Source organism: Pseudoalteromonas sp. BMB, assembly GCF_001709235.1.
Lineage (GTDB): Bacteria > Pseudomonadota > Gammaproteobacteria > Enterobacterales > Alteromonadaceae > Pseudoalteromonas > Pseudoalteromonas maricaloris.
Genome location: NZ_MBQA01000161.1, coordinates 53,432 through 71,614, shown reverse-complemented (window position 1 = coordinate 71,614; position 18,183 = coordinate 53,432). Strand labels below are relative to the sequence as shown.

Annotated in this window: 17 protein-coding genes and 1 pseudogene; all 18 read right to left on the bottom strand. The window is 39.1% G+C overall.

Features of this window, described 5'->3' with window-relative positions; all coding sequences use genetic code 11:
* Positions 1-3 precede the first annotated feature (3 nt).
* The 18 genes and pseudogenes from BB427_RS11325 to BB427_RS11245 all read right to left on the bottom strand — a co-directional run bounded on the left by BB427_RS11325 (position 4) and on the right by BB427_RS11245 (position 18,083).
* Positions 4-1,026, bottom strand: a complete 1,023-nt coding sequence (locus BB427_RS11325) for a TDP-N-acetylfucosamine:lipid II N-acetylfucosaminyltransferase (RefSeq protein WP_069020795.1) — start codon at positions 1,024-1,026, stop codon at positions 4-6.
* Positions 1,023-1,598: an acyltransferase gene (locus BB427_RS11320; protein ID WP_069020794.1), complete on the bottom strand. Its 576-nt coding sequence runs from the start codon at positions 1,596-1,598 to the stop codon at positions 1,023-1,025. The genes BB427_RS11325 and BB427_RS11320 overlap by 4 nt, the downstream gene beginning before the upstream one ends.
* On the bottom strand, positions 1,598-2,695 hold the full coding sequence (locus tag BB427_RS11315) for a DegT/DnrJ/EryC1/StrS family aminotransferase (protein ID WP_069020793.1): 1,098 nt from the start codon (positions 2,693-2,695) through the stop codon (positions 1,598-1,600). Before BB427_RS11315 ends, BB427_RS11320 begins: the two co-directional genes overlap by 1 nt.
* 124 nt (positions 2,696-2,819) lie before the next feature.
* A complete protein-coding gene (locus BB427_RS11310; RefSeq protein ID WP_069020791.1) occupies positions 2,820-4,136 on the bottom strand; it encodes a hypothetical protein in 1,317 nt (438 codons plus the stop codon).
* A gap of 311 nt (positions 4,137-4,447) precedes the next feature.
* Complete coding sequence (locus BB427_RS11305; RefSeq protein WP_069020789.1) at positions 4,448-6,496, bottom strand: secretin N-terminal domain-containing protein; 2,049 nt, start codon at positions 6,494-6,496, stop codon at positions 4,448-4,450.
* 8 nt (positions 6,497-6,504) lie between these two features.
* Entirely contained in the window at positions 6,505-7,017 is a 513-nt protein-coding gene (locus BB427_RS11300; RefSeq protein ID WP_010368598.1) for a hypothetical protein, read from the bottom strand.
* Positions 7,014-7,574 (bottom strand): hypothetical protein, encoded by a 561-nt coding sequence (locus BB427_RS11295; RefSeq protein WP_069020787.1) that lies wholly within the window; start codon positions 7,572-7,574, stop codon positions 7,014-7,016. The genes BB427_RS11300 and BB427_RS11295 overlap by 4 nt, the downstream gene beginning before the upstream one ends.
* Entirely contained in the window at positions 7,574-8,689 is a 1,116-nt protein-coding gene (locus tag BB427_RS11290; protein WP_069020785.1) for a hypothetical protein, read from the bottom strand. The genes BB427_RS11295 and BB427_RS11290 overlap by 1 nt, the downstream gene beginning before the upstream one ends.
* 2 nt (positions 8,690-8,691) lie before the next feature.
* Positions 8,692-9,552, bottom strand: a complete 861-nt coding sequence (locus BB427_RS11285; protein WP_069020784.1) for a Type II secretory pathway component PulK-like protein — start codon at positions 9,550-9,552, stop codon at positions 8,692-8,694.
* Complete coding sequence (locus tag BB427_RS11280; RefSeq protein ID WP_069020782.1) at positions 9,549-10,223, bottom strand: PulJ/GspJ family protein; 675 nt, start codon at positions 10,221-10,223, stop codon at positions 9,549-9,551. The genes BB427_RS11285 and BB427_RS11280 overlap by 4 nt, the downstream gene beginning before the upstream one ends.
* Complete coding sequence (locus BB427_RS11275; protein WP_276327935.1) at positions 10,210-10,644, bottom strand: PulJ/GspJ family protein; 435 nt, start codon at positions 10,642-10,644, stop codon at positions 10,210-10,212. The genes BB427_RS11280 and BB427_RS11275 overlap by 14 nt, the downstream gene beginning before the upstream one ends.
* 1 nt (position 10,645) lies before the next feature.
* On the bottom strand, positions 10,646-10,948 hold the full coding sequence (locus BB427_RS11270) for a type II secretion system protein (protein WP_254663623.1): 303 nt from the start codon (positions 10,946-10,948) through the stop codon (positions 10,646-10,648).
* A gap of 12 nt (positions 10,949-10,960) precedes the next feature.
* Positions 10,961-11,044: pseudogene (locus tag BB427_RS24715) on the bottom strand (prepilin-type N-terminal cleavage/methylation domain-containing protein); the annotation flags it as partial.
* Entirely contained in the window at positions 11,045-12,247 is a 1,203-nt protein-coding gene (locus BB427_RS11265; RefSeq protein WP_069020779.1) for a type II secretion system F family protein, read from the bottom strand. It abuts the pseudogene before it with no gap.
* Positions 12,247-13,890: a GspE/PulE family protein gene (locus BB427_RS11260; RefSeq protein WP_069020778.1), complete on the bottom strand. Its 1,644-nt coding sequence runs from the start codon at positions 13,888-13,890 to the stop codon at positions 12,247-12,249. The genes BB427_RS11265 and BB427_RS11260 overlap by 1 nt, the downstream gene beginning before the upstream one ends.
* A 1-nt stretch (position 13,891) precedes the next feature.
* On the bottom strand, positions 13,892-14,290 hold the full coding sequence (gene gspG, locus BB427_RS11255) for a type II secretion system major pseudopilin GspG (protein ID WP_069020776.1): 399 nt from the start codon (positions 14,288-14,290) through the stop codon (positions 13,892-13,894).
* Between the two features lie 12 nt (positions 14,291-14,302).
* Positions 14,303-15,388 carry a UDP-N-acetylglucosamine--undecaprenyl-phosphate N-acetylglucosaminephosphotransferase gene (gene wecA / locus BB427_RS11250; RefSeq protein WP_069020774.1) on the bottom strand — a complete coding sequence of 362 codons (1,086 nt, stop codon included), beginning with the start codon at positions 15,386-15,388 and terminating at the stop codon, positions 14,303-14,305.
* Positions 15,389-15,407: 19 nt separating this feature from the next.
* Positions 15,408-18,083 carry an SLBB domain-containing protein gene (locus BB427_RS11245; protein ID WP_069020772.1) on the bottom strand — a complete coding sequence of 892 codons (2,676 nt, stop codon included), beginning with the start codon at positions 18,081-18,083 and terminating at the stop codon, positions 15,408-15,410.
* Positions 18,084-18,183: the final 100 nt, after the last annotated feature.

Sequence of the window (18,183 nt, the reverse complement as noted above, 5' to 3'; positions counted from 1 at the left end):
CTGTTATTCACTCAACTGCTTTTGCCATCGAGGCAGTAGCGCTTCCTCGGTAAAATATTCGTTCATTAATTGTTGATTTTTAGCACTCTTACTTTTTACTGAAATGTCGAACTGCTCTTCACTCATGTTACCAAGTTGATTTGTAGATTGAAGTTCAAATCCCAAGGCAGATAAATCTTTATAGCTACTTGTGGATTCCAGTAAAAACATTGGTTTTGCCATTAAAAACATCGCATACGCAACATATAAACCTTGCTGTCGTTCTTGTGCGAATATTGTAGCGTCAACCGTATTCAATAATTGATCATATTCTGACTTCGCAAGCATTTTGGTGATCGGCTTAAACCGACTACCAAAAGTATTATGACCATGCCGAACTACATCATCGATATACGATTGCTCTCCTCCATAGTTCAAACAGGCAATAACCTCAAAGTCCACAGCCTTAAATTTACTCAACATATCAATAATAAAATTATGTCGATTACTTGCGGCAGCAGAGTTACCTATCAAGATCTGTATGACGGGATTAACTTTCGTTTCTTGTACTTTCATACCTATCAATGGATAAGGTAGCACCTCTACATTTCTACGAAACAATAGCTTAGATGTTAGCTCAGCATCACCTTGGTTTAACGCAAAAACTCTGTTAAACCGAAACAATAATGCAGAATGTATCACCCTCGCTAAACGTTCCTTAATATTCCGTCCTGGCTTCTGATGGCGATAGATCTCAGCTCCCCAAAGCACACAATTGCTCTTAGCCGTGATCGGATGCAACAACAGTCTTTTCCAAGTATGGATATCAAACACCCCATGAAACGTAACCCTTGCGTTGTCAGGCAATGCATTCAACAAATGGAATAGTTCGTCGTTATTGCTATAACACTTAAAACCTTGTTGAAGTAATGTTTCATCGTTTTCACTTTTGACCCAAAACTCTTGATCAATAAAAGACAACTTGCTGAAGAAGGCTTGCATCGGCCTAAAATGATGTGGTGTATCAGCGAAAATATGAATAATCATGAGGGTAAACTTAATTTGTGCTCAAAATCTAACTGCCACTTGAGTAAGTCACGTTTTCTCGGCTTTATGAATCTTACAGGTTGACCTGCATATATCGTAAACGGCTCTAAATCTTTATTAACTAAACTAAGTGCGCCGACAGCAGCCCCCTCATACAATGTCACATTAGGTAGAATCACACTACCACTACCAATGATCACATGAGGTTGCAGCGTCACCGTGCCGTGCTCTACGTTCGTAAAAGCGTTATCTACCATAGGGTTTGTCATCCATTCCCCACTATAGTCATCACTGCTCGAGTAAATTGCAACTCGAGAAGAAATATTGCAATAATTTGCAACCTCTATTGCTCCTGCACCAATCAAACAAGCGTATACCGCTATATGAATATAACAGCCAAGTTTGATGCCTCCCTCACCTGCAGATAGAACACAAAAGTCATCAATTCTGACACTATCACCAAGCTCTATATTCTTGGTACCGTAAAAAGAGGCTTTTTTAGATATTAAACAGTTTTGTCCAACCTTTGCAAAACCCAGTGCAAGCAGCTCTTCCCTTGTATAGTGTGACATTACTTGGCCTTTCGAATTTCTTTAAGGTGCTCAATAACCACAGAAGCAATATCGTCAACACCTTGCTTTGTAAGCTCTGTATACATTGGTAAACACAATGCTCTACGTGAAATATCATTGGCAATTGGCGTATTGCCTTTCATACCGTAAGCTGGAACTTCATTTAAACTTGGATAAAAGTAGCGTCTAGACTGAATTCCACTTTGTGTTAACACATCTACCAAACTAAGTAACTCTGCTTCATTTTGCAAAAAGATAGGAAAGTAGGAGCCATTAGGTAAACTGCTGGGCATCCATTCTATTGTATCAACCATATCACTAAGTGCAGCTTCGTAATGTTGGTAGAGTGATTGGCGATGTACTTTTATTTCTTCAAACTGAGGAAGTAGACTTAATCCCATGGCCGCATGCATTTCACTCATTTTTGCATTAGTGCCCACACAATCAGGAAACTGCTGTTTATTAAAACCAAAGTTAATAATTTCTTTTGCTTTTAAGTAATCTTTTTTGTGTTTAAAAATAACAGCACCACCCTCGATCGTATGGAATATCTTTGTAGCATGGAAGCTAACCGTCGCAGCATCTCCGTAAGCGAGTAAAGATTTATCTTGGTAATTTACTCCAAAGGTGTGGGCAGCATCATAAACAACTTTGAGATTATATTGCTCAGCTATTCGTTGTAACTGAGCGTCATCACAAGGGTTACCATAGACATGCACAGCAACAACAGCACTCGCTGATTGCAGTTGCCTTTCTGTCGCTGTCGTAATATCAATATTTAAGGTTTTACCATCGATATCGATAAACTCAGGTGATGCCCCATGTGTGATGAGGGAGCTGGCAGTTGCAGCAAACGAATATGGCGTTGTTAATACTGTGCCTGAGATGCCAAGAGCCTGATATGCGATATTCAGTGCGAGCGTGCCATTCGCGACCAGTAATACGTGCTCAACGTCAAGGTAATCTGCTAGCGCTTGCTCTAACTCTTGAACACAAGGTCCATTGTTAGTTACCCAACCACTATCATAAATATCAGCAATTCTCTTTTGATATGTTTCAAGCTTAGGGAGGTAAGGTTTAACAATAGGATATTTCACAAACAACTCTGCAACGAAAATTTTCGAGATAATAGCAAAGTCAGCAAAAAGGGTCTACATAGGGTAACTTTTGAAAACAAAAAACCCAGCCGAAGCTGGGTTTTTTTAAGCTTAAAACTCGTTATTAGTAAGTTTTAACGCGGTCAGCGTCAGCTTTGTGGTAGTAGATAGCATCAACAGAGATGTTAGCTGAAGGAGCATTAACAACTACGTTGATGTGAGCGTTACCAGTGATACCACTTTCAGCAGCAAAAGCTTTAACAGCTTGGCTGATGTTAGTTACTGACTTAGCAGCAGCAGTTTGGTCGATAGTCTTAGAGTAAGACATGCCGCCAGCAGTAAGTGTAACATTGATAGCACCAACTACTGAACCAGTGTTAGTTACGTTGATAGACTGAGCGTACTGAGCATCAAACGGCATGAACGTGATGTTGTCGTTTGAACCGTCTAGAGTCCATTTACCAGCATCTTTAGCAGCGATTGCTACAGAAGCAGTGCTACCAGCATTTGTTGCTGTAGATGCAAGAGTGAATGACTGAGGAGCTGTAATTACAGAACCTTTAGCAGTTTCACCTTTAACGTTAGTATCTACTGTGATGTCATCTAGAGTACCTACAGCAGTTTGCGTAACTGTTAGCTCAGTGTGTGCATCATTGATAGATAATACGTAAGTATCATCAGTACCAGCTACAGTGAACGCGCTAGCAAGTTCAGTTGCAGATAGTTTACCATCTTTGTCTGCATCATAGTCGATTGCGTAAGAGAAATCACCTTTCAGTACGTGAGTTACTTTAGAGAAAGTGATTGCATCAACGTCACCTGAGTTATCAGTGAAATCAACAGTTAGTACGTCTTTAAGAGTTGAACCTGAGTTAGTGAACTCTTTACGACCTTTAGAAGTTGATACTTCACCATCAAGCTTAGTTAGAGCAGATGTAAGCTGTGAACGGAAGGTAGCAACAGTTGTAGCTTTAGAAACGTCGTAATCACCGATTGAAGCGTTTACAGAGATAGCTTTTGCACCGAACTTAATTGTACCTTTATCAGCTGCAGAACCAGTCTTAAGGCTGAAACCACCGAAAGTGATTACACCGCCAGCAGCGTCTGGGTTGTTAGCTGTACTTACACGGAAACGTGCAGTAGTTGCGTTAGGGAAATCAACAAATGCAAAAGTAGCAGCACCAGTAGTAGTAGCTGTTGGATTTACAGTTGTGTCAAACTCAGCACCTTCAAGGCTGATCTGGAATACGTCGTTTACGATGTACTCAGCGCCGTTGTCGATAGTGATAGTACCAAGATCAGCTGCAGCAATAACTGAAGAACCAGCTTGCTTGTTACCTTCAAGTGAAATGTTTACAGCGCCAGAAGTAGCTACAGTACCTGCGTTAGCAGCAACTGAAACACCTGCTAAAGCAAGCGCTAGTAGAGATTTTTTGAACATTATCCATTCTCCAAAGTTTCATGAAACAGGAACAGTTTTTTATTAGTTCCAATTTTTAGTTTTTTGACTTTCAATTAGGCCGTCACCTAAGTGACTTACAGTCAAACAAGGTCTCAGTCTAAACAAAGTCATTCTATTGTCAAGCAGTTAACACTGCTAAAAAGTCTTTTCCACGAAAAAATTCCGTAAAAAAAAGTAAATAGGTGCAAAAAACAAACAAAAAGAGCAAAAAACAACCATCTACAAACAGTTAGCGCCTATTTTCTGTGCTCAATTCTACTTATTGTATAGCTAATATATTACAAGTTTAATTAATTTGTCACTTCCAATCGCATTAACGTTTGTTTAAATTCGTTCAATATTGAGTCCCAGTTATCTGTGGTTTGTACAATTCTTGGTGTTACAAATACAACAAGCTCTGTTTTAACTACATTATTGTCAGTGCCGTCAAACACCTTGCCAAGCAAAGGGATATCAGAGAAAAAAGGCACTCGTCTATCATTATATGTTGATTTTTCATCAATTAAACCACCGAGCATAACTGTTTGGCCATCTCCCGCAATTACTTCTGTTTTTAGTGCTCTATCAAGAATAATAGGGTTACCGCCAGCACCTGAACCGCTTGTTGATTGTGAGCTAATTTTTTGTTCTATCTCCATAAGCACCACCCCCTGAGCATTTACCGTTGGTGTTACTGTAAGCTCAATACCGGTATCAAGATAATTAACAGAGGTTTGGCTACCAACATCCGGCGAAGTAATAATTTCACCTACTACAGGAATTTTATCACCTACATTGATATTAGCTGCTACACCATCCCTCACAGCTAATGTTGGCCGTGATAAAACATTCACATTACTATTCGTTTCTAGTAAATTTAATGCAATATTACCTGATGCACCTTTCAGTGAGTACGTTAACCCAGTATCTGATTTTGACTCTAAACTAAAGCCTCCAGTGATGTCTGCACCAAGGTTACTTAGTGCGAATGTAACGCCTTGCTTAAAAATATCTGTCAGTTTTACTTCTGCAATTAATACTTCCAATACTACTTGTTTAGGTAAAACATCCAAGCGTTTTATCAAAGGCAGTAGCGATCGATACTTTTCTCCAGTAGTTTCAAATATTAACGAGTTTGAACGCTCATCAACAACCATATTTAAATCGTCGCTTTTTACAGCGACATTACTAGGCTGGGCACTAGTATCTTGTTGATTGGACTCATTTTGGCCTCGAGCCGAAGTTGAAGCCGTTAACCGGGCACTTCCTTGACCAAACAGGCGCTGCAAACTTTGCCCAAGATCTACTGCTCGTGCAAACTCAGGTTCAAAAATAAAAAACTGCTTTTCGTTACCATCTGCCGGTTTGTCTAGTTGCTCAGACCAAAATGCGACTCGACTCAAATATCGTTTATCATTTGAAAAGAAAATTAGCGTGTTAGTTCTTTGGATTGGCACAACTGACACAGCCTGTTCATCAGAGCTTTCCAAGCTAGCACTAATACCATCTTGTTTAAGTAGATTTAATAGGTCTTTACTTAGCTCTTCAGATGACACAAACTCGGCTTTATACATTGCTACTTGTCTATTTCTAAAAGCGGGCTGGTCCATTAAGTGCATGAACTCTAGCGCTTTTATAACATCTCTGCGCTTACCTTTGATAAGCAATGCTTTTTGTTCAAATAGTTGTCTAACGTCTATACGAGTTAACTGCTTAATAGTACCAGCCAAAGAAGCTTGAACACCGGCTTGATAAGGAGCAATTTGAATGATTTCGTTACTGGTGTTTGGTACATCTTCTATCAAATTGCCATATCCATAGACGAAATTATTCGCAGTCCCCTCTGAGTCTTTGTGAATGTATAACACTCCATCATTCGTCCTCAACGTGACACCACGTTCTTCTAACATGTCACGGCTAATTTCAAACAGCTCTCTCTTGCTAAGCTCTTTTTGGAAGTTAAGTGTTATTTTATCTTTGCTCTCGCTCAGTTCCTGCCCAAGTATATAATTTATTCCAAGTGTTTCACCGTAAACATAGTGAAGAAAGTCACGAATTAATAAAGTATCAATGCTGAGCTTTACCATATGTGACTCATCGAATTGCAGCTCTAATTCGCTTGCTTCACTCGACTCAACACGCTGGCTGTCTGCAGCTGAAAGATAGGTAAAGCCTGAAAAGTCCACCTTCTTTTGACTACTTTTGTTCTTCTCAAGCAGAACAGTGGAACGATTTGTATTTTTATCAGCATTGGTTAAATAGGAATCTTTAACTTGCACGCCTCTGGGTGTACTTCCGCACGCGCTAAGAATACAAAGGACAACACTACTTAATACTAATTTTTGAGAAAACTTTTTCATAAATTCATTTAACCGTTTGCAAGGCTTTCATTGCTGTAAATTACCAGAGTTACTTTCTGTTCTTGCCGTGAAAAGGTAACTTGTTTTGCATCCACAATAGAGACGTTATAGCCTTGATATTGCTGGCCATCAGTTAATCTAATTAACGAGGGCTGTTGAGAGGCTACATCAATAGCTTCAATAATCGCAAAACGTCTACTCCCTTCACCAATCACTCCCTTGAGTCTTAATTGCTTATCTTCCAAATAAAAATCAAACAGTTTACCAGTTTGGGCACGTTTAGCATCGTTTGACATCGAATCAGACGACGAGTTCGTGTTGCTAGAATCTTTATATTTTTCTATTACATTACTTACTGCCGCTAACGACGGCTGATTTAATTTAGGTAGAGCACTACCTGCCAGATTAAGGTTGATGTCATAAACCTTTGTCTGTTCGCCAACAAGTGAAAATGACTGAACTCCATGAAGCATAAGCCCCAAGGCAATAATCACACCGAAAAGCAACTTATTTCTCGTCATTTTTCGTCCTCTTGCTGTGCATACATCGCTAGTACCAATGTTGCCTCAGATAATCCAAGAGAATCACTAGTAAGATACTTGAAGGTAGACTTAAACTCACTCACAAAGACTTTATTCAACTTTGAATCAATTTCCATTAGCAACGCTTGTAAGTTCACTGTTTTTCCAGATACCGAAATCCTGACTTGGTGGCGTGTTAGTGCCGCGGACTCTATTTCTAAGCGAGTAAGCCAACCAATATTTTTAACCTCTAACTGATGCCTGCTAATTACTTCATTTAACTCCTTTTGCACTTGGAATCGAAAATCGGCCTCGTTAGCTGCTGGATATATAAACAACTTTAAAGTATCGCTTCGCTTACCTAGCTCCTCTTTGGCAGTATCTAGTGATTGCTGATTTTTGACTATCAAACTAGACTTTTCCAGTCTGGCTTCAATTTGCTTAATTTCTGCGGTTCTTTGCTCCTGCCAATCAAAAACAGGCACTATAATAAAACGTAAAACTAGTAAAATAGCTAGGATCGAGAGCAGACCCCTTTTGTTTTTTATTTCATCCACTACCACTGCTCTCCTAGCTTGACTTTTGCGCTTGAAGTATCAAGAATAAAGCTTGCTACAAACTGCTCTTGGCTACCAGAATTTCTGATAGGAAAATCAAATCGAGCATCAGATACATTATCTAACTGTTGTAAACTTTCTAAAACGGCTAATGCACTTGGTGCTACACCACGAATGATGATACGTGAGTCGCTTTTTTCCATACTCTGAACTTCTGAAACCTGAGATAGCGCATCTATCACTTTGACTGTGGGGCTGAGAATATCGAAATTTGCAAATAGTGCCACTCTCTCTTCTAACTGAAGCTTCCCCCGTTCAAAACGGTTTATTGCGTTCAAAGCAGTATCCACGGATTCTTTTTGCCCTTCTAGCCTTCCCTCAAGATGTACCCCGTAAAACGCTAGAAATGCGCTTGAAACAAACAGGTAAATGGCAAAAAGGGCCCCAAAAATCATCCCATAACTTTGCAAATCCTTAGTTAAACTAACACCATGGCCTTTATTTATGAACAGCGGCAAGTTAGTAATTTCTGACTTTAGCCCTTTAAGTAACAAGGTATTTCTGGTCGACTCAAGCTCAATAGTATTGGTTTGCTCAAAAGAGACACCGACTGAATGAGCAAAGCGATCATGACTAGAAATTAAAGAAGTTTTAAATCCTGAGAAGCAAAGCCCTGAAAATAATGCACAGTAAAACGCTTTCCCAACACTGTAGTCACAAACCTCATAGAAACTTTGCGACTTAGCCAATAGCAGTGTCTCTGGAAGCATTATCCAAGACGACGGTAACGTAGTTGCATATATCCAACTATTTATACTGGCTTGATTACCACTTACAACAATATCACCGGCAAGCATGATAGAGTCACGAGCTACTGCCTCTCTCTTAGCCACCAGTATCTTCTTTATTTGTTTCTTATCTGTTGTAGGTAGCTTCACCACCGCTTCTTGATAATGCGGTCTTGCATATATCGTAATCAGTGCTTTTGACTTTTTTACCGGCTCCAACTGCAATTTGCCATCTGCAAATTTAAAATCGTAGAAACCATTATCATAATAATTAACGAAACGACAAAAGAACCACTGCTGTAACTTGTTGACTAATGTATTCTTCATAATTATTTGATTTTTACAGACACCAATTCAACTGGATTAGTTTTTGCTGGTTTTAGTAAGTAATAATATGTCTTCACCACTTTAGTGCCATTTATATCCACACTGATGGATATCCTATAGTTATTTGATGGATAGAGAATGATTCCACTATTTTCCTGTATCATTGTTATATCGGAAAATGCTTTGCTACTTAGCTGCTTTGCATCTCTTAGTAGCTTAATACCGCGAAACTCTTGACTCGGTAAAAGCAACATTAATAGTGCATCCGGTGCCGTCATCGGGTTAAAACTACTTGACTTAAAAACTGTTGAGTTTTCTTCAAAAAAATGAATAAGCTTCAAGTCATCAGTAACGTTAGCCAGTTCAAAAGCGCTATTCAACGCCCCATGTTTGTATTGCGCTCCACCATTGCGACGCTGTAAACCTTCTTCGACCGACTGATAGTCAACTAGTGTGTCATAAAATAGCTTTGCATCATAATGAGAAAGACCATAACTGGTCAATACCTGAAGCACTCTTTGTTGATTGGGGTAGTTGAGGTTAAGCAATCCGCGCATATCTTGTAACGAAACCGTCGCATACTCAGAAGCTTGGAATGGTGCCCCATGATAGTTCCAAGTCTCTTGATACCCTAATAGGTTAGCTGGATATGTATCATTTGGTTTTTTTTCAAATGTGAGTAAGTTAAATAGCGTGAGGTTTGCTACCGAGTGTAGTTCTACAGAAGCTTTGGCTAGTGATTGAAACTGAGAAGAAAAATTAACTTGCTCTTTTGCTGTTTTCGAGAAGAAAACAGCCACAATCATCAATATAGTTGTTAGTACTAGCACCTGAATTAGGGCAATGCCATTATTCTTTATCATATGTTACTCGAATCAAAATAATGTCTGAGCCAGCGGTTAGGGTTTGGATCTAAGTTAGTTACAACAGCAAGCTGTTGCTGTCCTAATTGCAGAGTCAATGAAATCTCTGATGGTACAAGCTCTTGTTCTATACCTGAATATTTTGGTTGCCATACTGGATGCTCAACTCTAGCCGCTTTATCGCTAAGGTTTCGCCATCCAAAGTAACTTATCTCTAGCGTATCAACACTTTCAAGTAGGACAACAGATTGTGTAAAGTTTAACTGTTGTTGAGCAGAGCTAACAACTTGTTCCGCTAACTTTAACGATTGATATATCAGCTTGTTGCCTGATTTATCTTTAATCAAAGACAATCGGAAAACCACAGGTTGTTGATCGTAAATGAGCCCACTCGAAGCAACAGCTAGTATGCTGCTTCTACCACCTTCGAACAAAAATACAGGGATTCCTTGTTCATTTCTTATTACATAAGGCTGAATTGCAGATAGCAATCTATCTAACTGATAAACTAACTTGGTTGATTTAGCTGTCTGTTGAAAATTTCCTAATTGTGAATCCCAACGACTGACTAATTGAAAATAGACATAATTACCAGTAACCAACACCATGGATAGAATCGTAATGGCGATCAGCATTTCAACAAGGGTGAAGCCGCGGTTATCGTGAGGCATATTTCCAACTCACTTCATAAAACTCAAACTGCTCTTGGGCCCCCTTAAACTTGACAGTCAAGTTAACACGCCACAATTTATATTCATTGTAATCGAGATTTTGTTCAATCATAGACTCGTTTTTTGCTCTGTTATTACCTCTAATCTCTTTTTTCGAAATTGTGTTGGCTTGCCACTCATAGCTAACCTGCCCAAGCGTAGTCTGATCGGATAGCTGTGTGCTATTAAATTCAGCAGCCCTTATCTGTTTTTGGGCTTGATGCAAAATAGCTGGTATTTTAGCAGCCATAGCAACATGGGATTGTGCTTTTTCACTACTTACTAACGCCCCACGATAAATCATAGAAACACCAGTGATCGTGGTTACTAAAATGACCACAGAAACTAAAATTTCTACCAAGGTAAACCCACCTGACCGCATACTAGTCATTAAGTTGAAAGTGGCTTTCATTTCCCAAGTACCTAAAGCTAATAGAATTTGGAGATGCAAATCCTTGTGAATTAACCCTTACCAAAGTAGGCTCAAATTCGAGTTTTTTGAAGGCTTTCGAATCTAACATTGATGTTTTGGATACATCGTTATATATCGAAATTTTATCTCTTTCTACTTCAACCAATATCTCTGTACCCAATAAAAAGGCTCGATTACCGAGGTTTTTGAGCCACAGCTTTGTTTCTTGTAGTTCAGACTTCTCTGTTGCTCTATCTATTGCCGATACCGTCATCGGGCCCACTATAGATAAGACTAGAGAAATAACGCTCATAACGATTAGCAGCTCAATTAAAGTATAGCCAGAAACAACTCTCCCTCTACTTATCACTTAAAAGCTTACCTCATTTAGAGAGACCATACTCATCAACATGATCACAACCACTCCCCCCACAAAAACCCCCATGAATAGAATCATTAGCGGCTCTAATATTGCGGTCAAGCGTTCGGTCCAAGACTCAAAATCTTCTCTTGACCGCGAGGATATTTCATCAAATACAGGACCCAAAGAACCAGTTTCTTCACCGACTTCTAGTAGGGAAATATAAAAAGGAGGATAGATTGATGTTTGACTTAAGGTTTTCGATAAACTTTCACCCTCTTTAACTTTTTTTTGGGCAATATTCACTTCACTAGTCAAAATCGTATTTTTAATATTATTGCTCGCAAGCTCTAGCGCTTTATCAATAGCCAAGCCTGAGTTAACCATCAGTGCTAGCCCACTGTTAAAACGTATCCGTTCCAACGTCAAGGTTGCATTACACAAAATAGGCAGCCTGAGCATAAGTCGATCTATAAGACCTTGATACTTTTTAGAGTTAAATAACGAAACAAGCCCAGCTACAGAAAATACACTTGCAGCAATGATTGGGATCTGAAACCTAGTAACAAACTCACTTAGGTTTAGCATTAACTCAGTATACCAAGGTAAGTTCTCAGCTTGTGAAAACATGTCTGCCATTTTAGGAATGATTACATTGAAAATGAAAAAAATACTCAGAATGCAAACAAAAAAGATAACCGCTGGGTAAGTTAAAGAGCTGACTATTTTCCCTTGGAGCGTTCTTCTAAACTTAAGATCTCTCGCAAGTCCTTTAAATACGGTATTCAACTCCCCAGTAGACTCTCCCAACTCAACTAGGTTGCAGTATAAGCTATCGAAGACCTTATCGTGTTTGCGTAAGGCTTGAGATAATGAGTTGCCTGACTTTATTTCTGAGCTTAGACTATTTATTACGCCCGCTAACGCAGGTTTAGCTTTCGTTCTAGCTATGATGTTTAAGCCTTTATCAATACGAATTCCCGTTGCTAGTAATAAACTGAGCTCAGACGTAAAAAATTCAATATCTTTTAATGACACTTTAGACTCACCAAAAAACGATCTTTTCTTCTGGCTGTCATTAACTTTTATTTCATAGGGAACTAGACCATCTTTAGCCAATGCTTCATAGGCTGACTTTTTGTCTAATGCCGATATTTTCCCTTCAAACTTTGCACCAGACTGGTCATAAGCTCTATAATCAAAGGATTTCACTAACCTGCGACCCTCACAACCTCATCAATTGTAGTTAAACCTTGAAGCGCTTTATATAGGCCATCTTCCATCAAGGTGCGGCGCTCATTTTTAGCATTATGTGCTTTTGCGCTTGTAATGAACTGGCTATCCTTTGGTAAAGCTCTAATTGTTTCATCGCAAGCCAAGTACTCTGTTACCGCTAACCGTCCTTTATACCCCGTATGATTACAAAGTTCGCAACCCTTACCTTTTCTTAGATTCATTGTCTTTATATGAAACTTATCAGCCAAGCTTTGCAAGCCATACTGCTCAACTAACATGTCGATATTTTCTACAGGCTCACTACAGTTACTACAAACTTTTCTCACTAATCGCTGGGCAACGACAGAGATAAGCGCAGCATTTAATAAAAACTCCTCAACACCAAGGTCAAGTAGACGAGTATATGCGCTTGCTGCGTCGTTGGTGTGCACGGTAGAAAATACTAAATGGCCAGTTAATGCCGATTGCAGCGCTATCTGTGCGGTTTCTTGATCTCGTATTTCACCAAGCATAATGATGTCCGGATCTTGACGAACAATTGAGCGTAAACCAGCCGAGAAATCAAAACCTATATTCTTATTGACTTGAACTTGGTTAACCCCATCAAGTTGATATTCGACAGGATCTTCCAATGTTATGATTTTCACATCATCATTATTCAATGTATTCAAAAATGTATAAAGTGTAGTAGTTTTTCCTGATCCCGTTGGGCCGGTTAATAAAACTACTCCCGCCGTCTTCTTGATATCCCCAAGTAAACTTGACTTTATATCATCAGATAAACCTAGTACTTCTATATCATAGTTAATACTTTCTTTTCTCAAAAAGCGTAGAACCATAGATTCACCATCGTTGAGTGGTAGTGAGGAAACTCGAATATCTAGCTCTTCATTAGCTATTTTCATTTCGATCTTTCCGTCTTGTGGTCGACGCTTTTCAGCTATATCCATCCCTGATAGTATTTTCAATCTAGTAACGATAGGAAGTTCCATATGCTGTGGTATTTGCTCAGCTTCGTGCAATACACCATCAACTCGGAATCTGACTCGATACTTACTCTGAAAAGGTTCTAGATGCATATCTGAAGCACCTTGTCTAAGGCCTCGACTAATAAGTGAGTTTAGTAGATTAACAACAGGAGCCTCAGAAGCCAGCGCTCGGAGCTTTTCTTCTTCTTCAGTTAACTCAATTTCAAATTCAGTATTTTTTGACGTAAAAAGTTTTCTTGAAATTGCTTCTAGATCTTCTTTTGCCGCTACAAAGAATTTTAGCTCACAACTTTGTCTCGCAGCCCAATCATGTAGTTTAACATCTAAAGGGTCTGTAGAAGCGATTGAAATACAGTGCTCAGTTACTCGAAAAGGCAAATGCCCAAGTTCAATAAGCTCAGTAATCTCCTTACTCGAGCCTTCAAAAGAGCTCAAAGTATCTAAAAAAGATATATCAAACAGTGGTAAATCTAGTGACAGGCTTATAATATGCGGCAACTGATCTTCTGACAAGCTCCCCATATTCACTAGAATATTCTCGATTCTACCGCCAAACTTTTTCTGATATTGTTTTGCATTAGCCAAATCTGTTGGACTAACATCATATTGGTTAACTAAGATAGATTCCATATTACATGTGCACTATATCTTCGTTCTTACCTTCACCACCCTCTTGGCCATCAGCACCAAGTGACTTGAGTAAGTAAGGAGTTTCACCTTCACCGGATAGCTTGTAGACATACGCATTGCCCCAAGGGTCGTTTGGTATCGCTTTCGGAAGATAAGGGCCGTTCCAGCGTTTATTCGAACTACTCCGTAACTCTTCCAATTTTGAAGGATAACTTCCAACGTCTAACCTGTATGTATCTAATGCAGTTTCAAAAGCGGACATTTGAGCGGCAGCGATTTTCCGCTCAGACGAACTCAACTGGGCAAAAAACTTTGGTGCAACAAGTGACATTAAAAGACCTAAAATGACGATAACTATCAGTAGCTCCATCATAGTAAAACCAGCTTGTTTATTTTTCATAATTCACACTACCTAAAATTTATTTCGTTTATTGCGTAAATAGCCAACTCTTAGCTTTCTTACTGTTCTCGCAATGCGCCAACAATGCTGAAGGCACCAAGTATACCCCAAGAAAATTCCAAAGAAACCCGCAAGCATCAGACTTTCAGGTACAGCAAAAGTTTCCCCAATAATACCTAATGTGCTCATAACTACAGAAAAAGTGACTATAACGTATAAAGATTGTCTTGCGTTAAGACCAAATCGCAAAAAGATATGATGTAAATGGTCTCTATCAGCGGTGAGAGGTGATTGCCCTTTTCTGAGCCTGCGATAAATAATGGCGACCATGTCCATCAAAGGAACAGCTATGATCCACAATGCAGTAACAGGTCTAAAATCTTGCTCTGTTTTTTGGCTTCCCATCATTAAAAACCAGATCACTGAGAGGCCAATAAACATTGAACCGGCATCTCCCATAAAGATCTTCCTACGATTATGGCCAATAATACCAACATTAAATGCAAGATATGGAACTAAGCTTGAGACCAAGATAAGAGGAACATACTGTAAATCTTGATTCCCGTTCAACCACATCAATATAAATATCGAGCTGAAAGTAACAATACTTAAAGAGCCAGCTAACCCATCAATACCATCTATCATATTGAATGCATTGATACATGCGATAACAGCTACAACTGTAAAGGCAATTCCACCCCAGCCTAGATTCAGCTCACCTACAGTGAATAAGTTACCCAAATTCTCTATATATACACCAGAGCCATACATCATTGTGAGCGCAACAACTGTCTGGATCAATAATCTAAATTTAGCATCAAGATCTTTATAGTCATCCACAACACCCAAAACCACAATAACTAAAGCACTTATCAAATAGGCGGTTATTGATGATGAAATTGGTAAAAACAATAATATGCATGCCGCAGAAGCAAACGATATAGCGATACCTCCAATCAACGGTATCGCTCCTTGGTGCTTCTTTCGCTTAGTTGGTAAATCCACTAAACCGAACTTTAATGCTATGGGTGTTGTTGCAAATATGCTTAAATAAGACAATGCAACAGCACAAACAATAACGAGGTACTCTAATCCCATCACGTTGCTCTCCAATGCTCTACAACGAGCCTATCGCAGCGGCAGCGACACCTATTTGATATACGATTTGAGTTGCAGTACTCCATAACGTCAGTTGATCCATATACTCCGAGTCTAGTGGTACGACAATGGTATCACCTGCTTCTATTTCAGTACTATTACTCACAGCAAACCAAGACCCTCTATTTGGTACTTCTACAGACCCATTTGCTTTTATAATGTATATACGTTCAGAATCTGCTCTTTGTTTTAACCCTCCGCTAATACGCAGATAGTCATCAAGTGTCAAATTTGCATTAAATAAGTGTGCTGTGGCGACATTAACTTCACCAATAACACTGACAGTGTGTTGTTGTGTCGGAACATATAAAGTGTCGTTGTTACGGAGCTCAATTTGTTGCTTTTTAGCAAGTACTTTTTCTAGGTCAATAACCAGTCGACCTAAAGCATCAATATCAGCGAGGTCATTTAGCAATTTATCCATATCAGCATAGCTTAACTTTGAACTCGTGATTGAGCTTTGGAAGCTACTCGAAGCGATATCCCTTCTTAAGCGTTCTGACAAGTCCTTTATCTGCTTCTGTTCATTTTCGCGAATAGATTCCCTAGTGAAAATTGCTCCTTCTGTAAAAGCAAAATTAGTTACGCCACCGGCTCTTTCAATCACTTCAGCAAGCGTCTCACCGCGTTTAATTGTGTAAACGCCAGGAAATTTCACTTCCCCGATAAGATTAACCTTGATGTTTTGGTGCCAATTAGGTTTGGGCATTATATTGATAGAGTCTTTGCTTTTTACCGCAGTCGAGTTTATACCTTTACTTAATTCGGCCTCTAAGTTTAGTTGTATATGTGAAACTTCTGCATCTACATCTGATGTTAAGCGAGTTATTTCTGCTTTTTTCAAGAAAGCAGATTCTTTTAGACCTCCGGCTGCAGCCACCGCATTTCCTATACTTGCATTAACGGGTAAAGGGTAGATACCTGGGTGCTTTACTTCGCCGTTAATATCAAATATTTTCAGCTCATTATAAATGCTAGCTTGTTGTTCTAATCTTAAAATCAAAGGCTCTAACAATCGCTTGCGACTGAAAACACTATAATCTTCATCCTCTAGCTCTTTTTTCTGGCCTTTAAGAATTGCTTCTACACTGCCGAGTACCACTTCCTTCTCATTTGCTTTTTCTAATTCCTTTTCTAACATTGAATCTAAGTTTATAAATTCATAGAATTTACTTCTCTCATACTCTTTCCAAAGCTCTATTTTTTCATTTAGCTGAAGCTCTTCTTTAGTTAGCGCGAGTTTTGACAGTTGTTTTTCCTCAAGCGCTTTTTCTTCAAAGCGACTGAAAACAATTATAGTATCCCTTGGTTCTAGCTTTAGGTCATGTAAGGGATTTTTTTCAACCGCTTCTGTCGGCGAAAACTGATAAATTTCAATTTCCCCAGCTTGGCTTTTTTCTCTCAAAACCAGTGCGTAAAAGTAATCAGCAATCGGTAATAGATCAGCTCGAAGTGAAGAAATGACATTTGAGATTGTTTTTTCTGGAGACCAAGCGTAGTGGCCTGGGTGAGTTACAGCCCCGAGTAACGTTATCGCATTATCAAACTCACTAGATGAATTTGGGATAAAAACTTCATCTCCAGCTTTCAATTCGACCAGTTGGTTGTTTAAGTCTGCTTTAATTACTGTTTTAAAGCTTTTTCCTGTGAAACGCTCAATAACTCCTTTCGATAATAACGCACCAGGTTTCAATCCGCCTGACATTACTAACAGGTCATCTAAGTTATCATTGTCTCGCAATTCATAAATGGCAGGTCTACGAACAGCACCAGAAACACTGACTTGCTTTCCTACAGGAGGTATAAAAACAACATCACCGTTTTGTAATGCGATATCACTAGTGCTATCGCCAGCAAGCAATAGCTTATACAAATCAAGGTTTGATACAACCTTTGAGCCGCGCTTTAACTGGATATCACGCAATGATCCTATCTGAGAAATTCCACCACTACTAAAAATTGCATGTGTTATAGAAGAAAGGGCTGGCAAACTGTAAGAACCAGGGTATTTTACTTCTCCAACAACAACAACTCTTACTGTTTTTAGCTCAGAGATTGAAACATGAGCGTCAACACCAATAAACTTCTGCGCAACCTTTTTCCTAATCACATCTTTCATTTCAGAGAACGTCATTCCAATCACACTGATTGGTGTTAAATTAGGTAGCGGTAACTTTCCTTCAGAATCAATTTCAATTTCTCTATCAAGGTTTTCTTTTCCAAAGTAGGAAATGTTGAACTTATCCCCCACGCCAACCTTGTAGTTACTCGGAACAATAGGAGTTTCAGATGGCTGAAAATCATTTACCACCTCGGAGAATAACTCGTAACCAAAAGGCTTTAGTTCTTCTTGCTCAGGTTTGAATTTCTCTTCATCTGTCTTTTCTTCGGTTTCAGAAGCTCTCCGAGAGTTATTCCTCTCATTTTTTTTTGATTTGTCGGCATCTTTGTCTGAGTCATCTTCCTCAAGCAATGAAAGGTCAATACCGTACTTTTCAGCCAACATAACCTGCTGGTTTTTAGGAAGCTTTTTAAATTGCTCAATCTGCTGTTTTGTAGGCTCTAAGGCTAAAGTTGGAGCTGAGAACACAAAAACTGCGATCAATAAAAGTAATACATGGCGAGATAGAGACACAAACAAACCCTTTCAAATACTATCCAGTTATAACCGATGAATAATACAGCATTTAAAAGCTAAAAAAAATGGGGTTTGACACCCCATTTTTGTATTACTT

Coding starts and splice junctions, on each gene's coding strand:
- BB427_RS11300 (WP_010368598.1), bottom strand. CDS start 7,017: ATGACGAGAAATAAGTTGCTTTTCGGTGTGATTATTGCCTTGGGGCTT.
- BB427_RS11275 (WP_276327935.1), bottom strand. CDS start 10,644: ATGCGGTCAGGTGGGTTTACCTTGGTAGAAATTTTAGTTTCTGTGGTC.
- BB427_RS11280 (WP_069020782.1), bottom strand. CDS start 10,223: ATGCCTCACGATAACCGCGGCTTCACCCTTGTTGAAATGCTGATCGCC.
- BB427_RS11310 (WP_069020791.1), bottom strand. CDS start 4,136: ATGTTCAAAAAATCTCTACTAGCGCTTGCTTTAGCAGGTGTTTCAGTT.
- gspG (WP_069020776.1), bottom strand. CDS start 14,290: ATGAAAAATAAACAAGCTGGTTTTACTATGATGGAGCTACTGATAGTT.
- BB427_RS11290 (WP_069020785.1), bottom strand. CDS start 8,689: ATGAAGAATACATTAGTCAACAAGTTACAGCAGTGGTTCTTTTGTCGT.
- BB427_RS11260 (WP_069020778.1), bottom strand. CDS start 13,890: ATGGAATCTATCTTAGTTAACCAATATGATGTTAGTCCAACAGATTTG.
- BB427_RS11325 (WP_069020795.1), bottom strand. CDS start 1,026: ATGATTATTCATATTTTCGCTGATACACCACATCATTTTAGGCCGATG.
- BB427_RS11285 (WP_069020784.1), bottom strand. CDS start 9,552: ATGATAAAGAATAATGGCATTGCCCTAATTCAGGTGCTAGTACTAACA.
- wecA (WP_069020774.1), bottom strand. CDS start 15,388: ATGGGATTAGAGTACCTCGTTATTGTTTGTGCTGTTGCATTGTCTTAT.
- BB427_RS11305 (WP_069020789.1), bottom strand. CDS start 6,496: ATGAAAAAGTTTTCTCAAAAATTAGTATTAAGTAGTGTTGTCCTTTGT.
- BB427_RS11320 (WP_069020794.1), bottom strand. CDS start 1,598: ATGTCACACTATACAAGGGAAGAGCTGCTTGCACTGGGTTTTGCAAAG.
- BB427_RS11270 (WP_254663623.1), bottom strand. CDS start 10,948: ATGACGGTATCGGCAATAGATAGAGCAACAGAGAAGTCTGAACTACAA.